General features: G+C 43.7%; 4 protein-coding genes. 3 read left to right on the forward strand and 1 reads right to left on the reverse strand.

What is annotated here, in order from left to right; all coding sequences use genetic code 11:
• Nucleotides 1-183: 183 nt before the first annotated feature.
• Nucleotides 184-3090 (reverse strand): excinuclease ABC subunit UvrA, encoded by a 2907-nt coding sequence (gene uvrA / locus ACZW67_RS09210; RefSeq protein ID WP_465183008.1) that lies wholly within the window; start codon nt 3088-3090, stop codon nt 184-186.
• Nucleotides 3091-3668: 578 nt separating this feature from the next.
• On the opposite strand from uvrA, the gene ACZW67_RS09215 reads away from it, so the two are divergent.
• The 3 genes from ACZW67_RS09215 (at nt 3669) to ssb (ending at nt 6744) form a co-directional block, all read left to right on the forward strand.
• Nucleotides 3669-5033 carry an MFS transporter gene (locus ACZW67_RS09215; protein WP_465183009.1) on the forward strand — a complete coding sequence of 455 codons (1365 nt, stop codon included), beginning with the start codon at nt 3669-3671 and terminating at the stop codon, nt 5031-5033.
• Between the two features lie 145 nt (nt 5034-5178).
• Nucleotides 5179-5811, forward strand: a complete 633-nt coding sequence (locus ACZW67_RS09220) for a DUF3833 domain-containing protein (RefSeq protein WP_465183010.1) — start codon at nt 5179-5181, stop codon at nt 5809-5811.
• A 291-nt stretch (nt 5812-6102) separates the two neighbouring features.
• Nucleotides 6103-6744 carry a single-stranded DNA-binding protein gene (gene ssb / locus ACZW67_RS09225; RefSeq protein ID WP_465183011.1) on the forward strand — a complete coding sequence of 214 codons (642 nt, stop codon included), beginning with the start codon at nt 6103-6105 and terminating at the stop codon, nt 6742-6744.
• Nucleotides 6745-7119 lie beyond the last annotated feature (375 nt).

Below are 7119 nucleotides of genomic sequence, written 5' to 3' on the forward strand. Positions count from 1 at the left end.
TACAGGTCGAAATTTTACACACACATATATCAGTCAAGGTTTTCAACTCATGGACTGGGTAGCGCTTTATAGTATCCAATAAAATAATACCTAACAAAACAGTATCTAACAAAATAATACCTAACAAAAAAAGGCCACCCTATTAAGTAGAGTGGCCTTTTATCAATAGTTCATTAACTGATATCAGCTTACTTCTTTCATGCCTTGTTCAAGCATCGGCTTTAAGAATATACCCGTGTAAGACTCTTTGACTTCCGCTACTTCTTCAGGCGTACCTTCAGCGATGATCATGCCGCCACCTTTACCGCCTTCAGGGCCAAGATCAATCACCCAATCCGCCGTTTTGATGACATCCAAGTTATGCTCGATGACCACGATGGTATTACCTTTATCACGTAGGGCATGCAAGATGTTGAGCAGCTTATCGATATCATGGAAATGCAAACCAGTGGTTGGCTCATCCAAGATATAGAGCGTCTGTCCCGTATCACGTTTGGCAAGCTCACGTGCTAGCTTGACTCGCTGTGCTTCACCACCTGATAACGTGGGCGCAGACTGTCCAAGACGGATATAGCTCAGACCGACATCCATCAAGGCTTGCAAGCGACGATAAATCGCTGGTATCGCTGAGAAAAACTCAGTCGCATCTTCAACGGTCATATCGAGCACGTCGGCGATGGTTTTGCCTTTATAGTGAATCTCTAACGTCTCGCGGTTATAGCGCTTGCCTTCACAAGTATCACAAGGGACATACATGTCTGGTAAGAAATGCATCTCAACTTTGATGAGGCCATCACCTTGACACATCTCACAGCGTCCGCCTTTTACGTTGAAGCTAAAGCGACCGGCTTTATAACCACGGGCACGTGCTTCTTGCGTTTGTGCAAACATCTCACGTACTGGTGTAAACACGCCTGTATAAGTCGCTGGGTTTGAGCGCGGTGTACGACCAATTGGGCTTTGGTCAATATCGACCATTTTGTCCAAATGCTCAAGACCGCTAATGCTTTCAAACTTGTCGGCAATCAGCGTTGAGGCATTATTCAACTGAGTCGCGGCTAATGGCATCAGCGTACGGTTGATCAAGGTTGATTTGCCCGAACCCGATACGCCAGTCACGCAAGTCATAATACCAATGGGAATGGTCAAATCCACATCATGTAGGTTGTTGCCTGAGGCACCTTTTAGCTCAATCGTCATTGGGACTTGTTTGGGCTTAGCTTTACCTTTGACTTCCACATCCATCATTTTTGGTTGATGACGAATGGTTGGAATCTCAATCTTTTTCTTGCCAGACATGTATTGTCCAGTCAGCGACTCTTTGTTTGCCATGATGTCATCGACCGTACCTTGAGCGATGATATGACCACCATGTACACCTGCACCGATACCGATGTCGATGACGTAATCTGCCTGACGAATCGCATCTTCATCATGCTCAACGACCAGTACCGTATTGCCCAAATCACGCAAGCGCGTTAGGGTTTTGAGTAGGCGATCATTGTCACGTTGATGGAGTCCAATAGATGGCTCATCGAGTACATACATCACGCCCATTAGGCCGGCACCGATTTGGCTGGCAAGACGAATACGCTGTGCTTCACCGCCCGATAGCGTTTCAGCAGAGCGGGCAAGCGATAAGTAATCCAGTCCGACACTCACTAGAAAGTTCAGACGCTCATTGATCTCTTTAAAGATTTTTTCTGCGACTTCACCTTTATGCCCGCCAATCTTTAGCGTTTTATAATACTCTGCTGCATCACCGATAGACAGTTTGACGATTTCAGCGATGGTTTGATCATCAACACGGACATTGCGTGAGATTTCATTCAGACGCGCACCATCACAGACGTTACAAGTGGTATCAGCCAAGTATTTGGCTAGCTCGTCACGTACGAGATTGCTTTGCGTCTTAGCATAACGACGTTCTAGATAAGGAAGCACGCCTTCAAATGGTACGGTCTTATTGGTTTTACGACCGCGCTCATCGGTAAAGTTAAAGGTTAGCTTTTCTTTACCAGAGCCATTCATAATGAGGTCTTGCTGCTCTTTTGGCAGGTCTTGCCACGGCGCATCCATGTCAATTTTAAAATGATTGCAGACAGTCGATAATAGACCGAAGTAATAAGCATGACGCTTATCCCAACCATTGATGGCACCTTGGTTGAGCGATTTTTCGTGATGGGTAATCAGTTTCTCGGCAGAGAAGTACTGACGTTTACCGAGACCGTCACAGCTTGGACAAGCGCCGTATGGGTTGTTAAAACTGAACATACGTGGCTCAAGCTCAGAGACGGCACGATCACACACAGGGCAAGAATGCTTGGCTGACATGACTTGATTGTCATCACCGCCTTCTTTTGGATTACCATCCATAAAATGCAGCGTGACCAGACCTTGACCTAAGCGTAGAGCAGTCTCTAAGCTTTCTGCGACGCGGTTGCCCAAGTCATCACGTACTTTGAAGCGGTCAACCACCACTTCGATGGTGTGTTTTTTCTTTTTATCGAGTGTTGGTAGCTCATCGGTGTCATACACATCGCCGTCGACACGCACACGGACAAAGCCTTGACCAATGAGCTGCTCTAGTAAGACGGTATGCTCACCTTTACGCTCACGAATCACAGGTGCCAAAATCATGATTTTGGTGTCATCTGGCAAAGCCATGACTTGATCGACCATTTCGGTAACCGACTGTGCGACCATTGGCTCGCCATGCTCAGGGCAAAACGGCGTACCAATACGCGCATACAGCAGACGCAAATAATCATAAATCTCGGTAATCGTACCGACCGTAGAGCGCGGGTTATGGTTGGTTGATTTTTGCTCGATAGCAATCGCAGGGGATAGACCCTCGATACTATCGACGTCAGGCTTTTCCATCTGTGATAGGAACTGACGTGCGTAGGCCGATAAGCTCTCGACATAACGGCGTTGCCCTTCGGCATATAACGTATCGAATGCCAATGATGATTTACCAGAACCTGATAAACCAGTGATGACCACGAATTTATCTCGTGGTATGTCTAAATCAATGTTTTTTAAATTGTGCGTACGTGCGCCGCGTATTGCGATATGGTCATGTGCCATCGGTGATAGGTTTCCTATTTGCTAAAATGGTATTTAAAAAAATGTCTAAACGTTAAAAGCGTAAATGAAGTCGAAGTGGTTTATTAAAATTGTGGATAGTGCTGTCATTCATATCGCTCTATAAAGGCGTGGATAGCTTCATAGAGCGATATAAATAATTGCCAATGTGCTCTGGTTTTAGTTTCTTATTTTAAGTTTTTGTTTTGATAAGTAAATCTAAATCAAATCAGCAGTGAGTAACAGGTAAGGTTTGTTATAGATTTTGCCAAACAATGTCATTTTATGAGAGGTATTCGTTATAGGGTCAATTCTGTACAAGCTAATAGTGCTGCTCTGGTAATGTTTGCGCCGTCTTACTTTATTGTCATGATAGTGGCATTATTCAAGGTATGGTTGCTATCAGATGCACTTGGTAACAAAAATATGGCATCACATTTACCGTTAAGTCTGGGCGCAAAAAGTAAAAGTTTCGGCAACCAAATGACGAATGTCTTATACTAGTGGGCTTGATTTATAGGCTGATGACTCGATAAAAGCAGCAGTGATAAACTAGCTAATGATCAACCAGTGAGGCGAGTATGAATAGCGTAGAAAAACGGGCAATCCTCGGGGTCGGTGGTATCTTTGCCTTACGGATGGTTGGTTTGTTTATGATTGTCCCGGTATTTTCTGTATACGGTAACAATTATGCGCATGCGACGCCATTTTTGATTGGTTTAGCAGTTGGTATTTATGGGCTTGGGCAGGCTATTTTTCAGATACCGATGAGCCTTGCTGCTGACAAATTTCCGCGTAAACCTATTATATTTTTAGGGTTAATCTTATTTGCTATTGGCGGTATCATCGCGGCCAATGCGACAGATATTTATGAGGTCATTATCGGTCGGGCGCTGGCGGGTAGTGGTGCAGTCTCTGCTGTGTTGATGGCATTACTAGCTGATGTGACTCGTGAGGAGATGCGTACCAAAGCGATGGCTACGATGGGTTTGACCATTGCGACCTCCATTATGCTCGCCTTTGCCTTTGGCCCGCTGTTGGTTGGTTCGCTTGGCATTTCTGGTCTGTTTTGGTTGACATCAGGGTTCGCTATTTTAGCGATGCTGTTACTGGTGTTTGTACCAACGCCTCTGCGCGTACTCAAACACAATCTCGATAATAAGACCATTGGTCAGCAACTGGCTACTGTCCTCAAGATTGGCGACCTTAACCGCTTGCATATCGGTATCTTTGCGCTACATCTGACCATGACTGCGATATTTGTTATTTTGCCGCATCAGCTCAATGAAGTGATGGGATTGTCGGTACGCCAGCAAGGCTTGGTTTATTTGCCGTTATTGTTTATTGGTTTTGCGGTAGCGATACCTTTTATTATCATCGCTGAAAAGAAACGCAAAATGCGCCAAGTATTTTTGGGTGCATTGGCATTAATAACCGCAGCCTTAGCCATACTCGCACTTGGCAGTCAGGCTGGTATTGGTATTATACTCGGCTTATTACTGTATTTTATGGGCTTTAACCTCATTGAGGCGACCATTCCTTCGTGGATTTCTAAGCGCGCGCCAGTGGCCAATAAAGCGACGGCGATGGGAATAAGCTCATCTAGCCAGTTTTTTGGTGCATTTGTGGGTGGGGCAATGGGTGGGTTATTATTGAGTCAGCCTAGCCTCTTGGCATGGGGTATATTGGCGGTCATTATGGGCGTCGCTTTGCTGCTTATTATACCGATTGCGCAGCCTCCTTATTTATCAAGCACGACCGTTAGTATTCCCAAAGATATCAATATCCACGACTGGTCACGCCAGATGCTAGCAGTAGATGGTGTCGATGAGCTAGTCGTGATGGCAAAAGAGCAAGTGGCCTATCTTAAATTGGATAAAACCCAGCTGACGCACGATTCAAGGCAGCAACTATCAAGCTTGGCGCAGAGTCCGTTAGATATCTAATAGGCCATACATAATGGTATTAGGTTTGTCGAAAAGGTCTGGATAGTCAAAAACAGAGTAGACAACAACTGCATAGACCGTCACTATTATGAAGTGCAATCTAAACCTCTGTACTTAAATCTGTCTCTATTTAAAAGGAATTGATATGAGTAAGTTTACGATGCTATCTAATCAGTTTGTGACCAAATCAGCCAAAGCAACCAGTCTTTTAAGTGCTATCAATAAATCGATGACTAAATTGGCAATAGGTTTTGGGCTATCAGCCACTTTGTTAATCTCTGGCTGTGCTACCCAAAATATTCAAGCTTATCAAAATACTACGCCAACGCTCGATATGCATGAGTTTTTCTCAGGTCAGATTGATGGTTGGGGCATGTTTCAAGGTCGCAATGGTGAGGTTAAAAAACGTTTTTATGTCGATATCGATGCCACTCACGAGGGTGACGATGTTATCGTTTTAGATGAGAAATTCTCGTGGGCAGATGGGTCAAAATCGCAGCGTATATGGCGATTGACCAAGCAAGATGACGGTAGTTGGAAAGGCACGGCAGGTGATGTCATCGGTGAGGCAACAGGGGACGTCGTTGGTAATACGCTCCATTGGAATTATTTATTAGAATTGCCCGTTGAAGACAAGACTTACAAAGTCAATTTTGACGATTGGATGTATCTTATTAATGAAGATGTCATGCTGAATCGATCAGTGATGAAAAAATTCGGCGTAGAGTTGGGTAGTGTCACTTTGAGTATGCATCGTCATCGCTCTGACGCTCAGTAGAGTAATAGGTCGCCGCGCTATACTAATATTCAATGAAGGTTGATGGTGTTAATCCACTGATTAAAGTGGCAAAATAGCACTATTACTGTCTTTTGATAGTAGAGGCTGCGATAAATATATTTAGAACAAATATATCTAGGCGACATAAGGTGTCGCCTTTAGTAGATAGTCTGTAGATATTTAAACTAAAATTGGTTAAAGTAAAATTATATGACTAATAGTATTAATCGATACTATTAACGAAAAATTAGAAAGATTTATCAAATTATTCATAAGCAAAAGGACGGTATCATGCGCGGAGTTAATAAAGTTATCATCATCGGTAACCTTGGAGCAGATCCTGAGGCACGCCAGTTCAATAATGGCGGTGGCGTGACCAATATCTCGGTTGCGACATCAGAACAATGGACAGACAAACAAAGCGGTGAAAAAAGAGAAGCCACTGAATGGCATCGTATTGCACTTTTTAACCGTCTAGGCGAAATTGCAGCGCAGTACTTGCGTAAAGGCAGCAAAGTCTATATCGAAGGCAGCTTACGCACACGTAAATATCAAGATCCCAACGGTCAAGACCGCTATATTACCGAGATTCGTGCTGAGCAAATGCAAATGCTCGATGGTGCGACTGGTGGTGGTCAAGACAATGGCGGCGGCTTCAGTAATAATAACCAAGGTGGTCAGAACCAAGGTCAAAGCGGTGGCTATAGCAATCAAGGTGGTCAAAGCAACCAAAACAACTTCGGTCAGCAACAAGCAAACAATCAGCCTGCTCAACAAGGTGGCTACAACCAAGCTAGTGGTGGTCAGAACAGCTTCAATAACAATCAAGCATCTGCCCAGCAAAACCAGTTTAATCAACCTGCGCAGAAACCTGCTCAATCTAAGCCTACGGCAATGCCAGACGGCCCTGTAGACGATGATATTCCGTTCTAGGATACACCTTAGACTTTAATGTAAAATATATGTTCTAGAAACCCCGCTAATAGCGGGGTTTTTTGTATGTGACGATAAATAATTTGAAAAAGTCGTTTTATTGTATTACCAAAAGCCATATAGGAATTAATTAGACTGTCTTTATCTATATATAGTCATTCCGCTATAAAAATGTTACTGCGTTAACGTCGCTTGAAGTATTGAATATATATCTAGACTCGGTTGCTTTGTAGTAGAGTCAATCTTCTATAAACTGGATACGGTTTCAGTCTCGCTTAGTCTATAGTCAGTCCAAAATAGAAAAGGTACAATACTTTTAAACCAAGCAAAGTGAAATATAAAAGATGACCTACTCAGCAGATTTTCGAGCACAAG

The sequence above is a fragment of the Psychrobacter sp. TPE 89C genome, assembly GCF_055522395.1.

Coding starts and splice junctions, on each gene's coding strand:
- uvrA (WP_465183008.1), bottom strand. CDS start 3,090: ATGGCACATGACCATATCGCAATACGCGGCGCACGTACGCACAATTTA.
- ACZW67_RS09215 (WP_465183009.1), top strand. CDS start 3,669: ATGAATAGCGTAGAAAAACGGGCAATCCTCGGGGTCGGTGGTATCTTT.
- ACZW67_RS09220 (WP_465183010.1), top strand. CDS start 5,179: ATGAGTAAGTTTACGATGCTATCTAATCAGTTTGTGACCAAATCAGCC.
- ssb (WP_465183011.1), top strand. CDS start 6,103: ATGCGCGGAGTTAATAAAGTTATCATCATCGGTAACCTTGGAGCAGAT.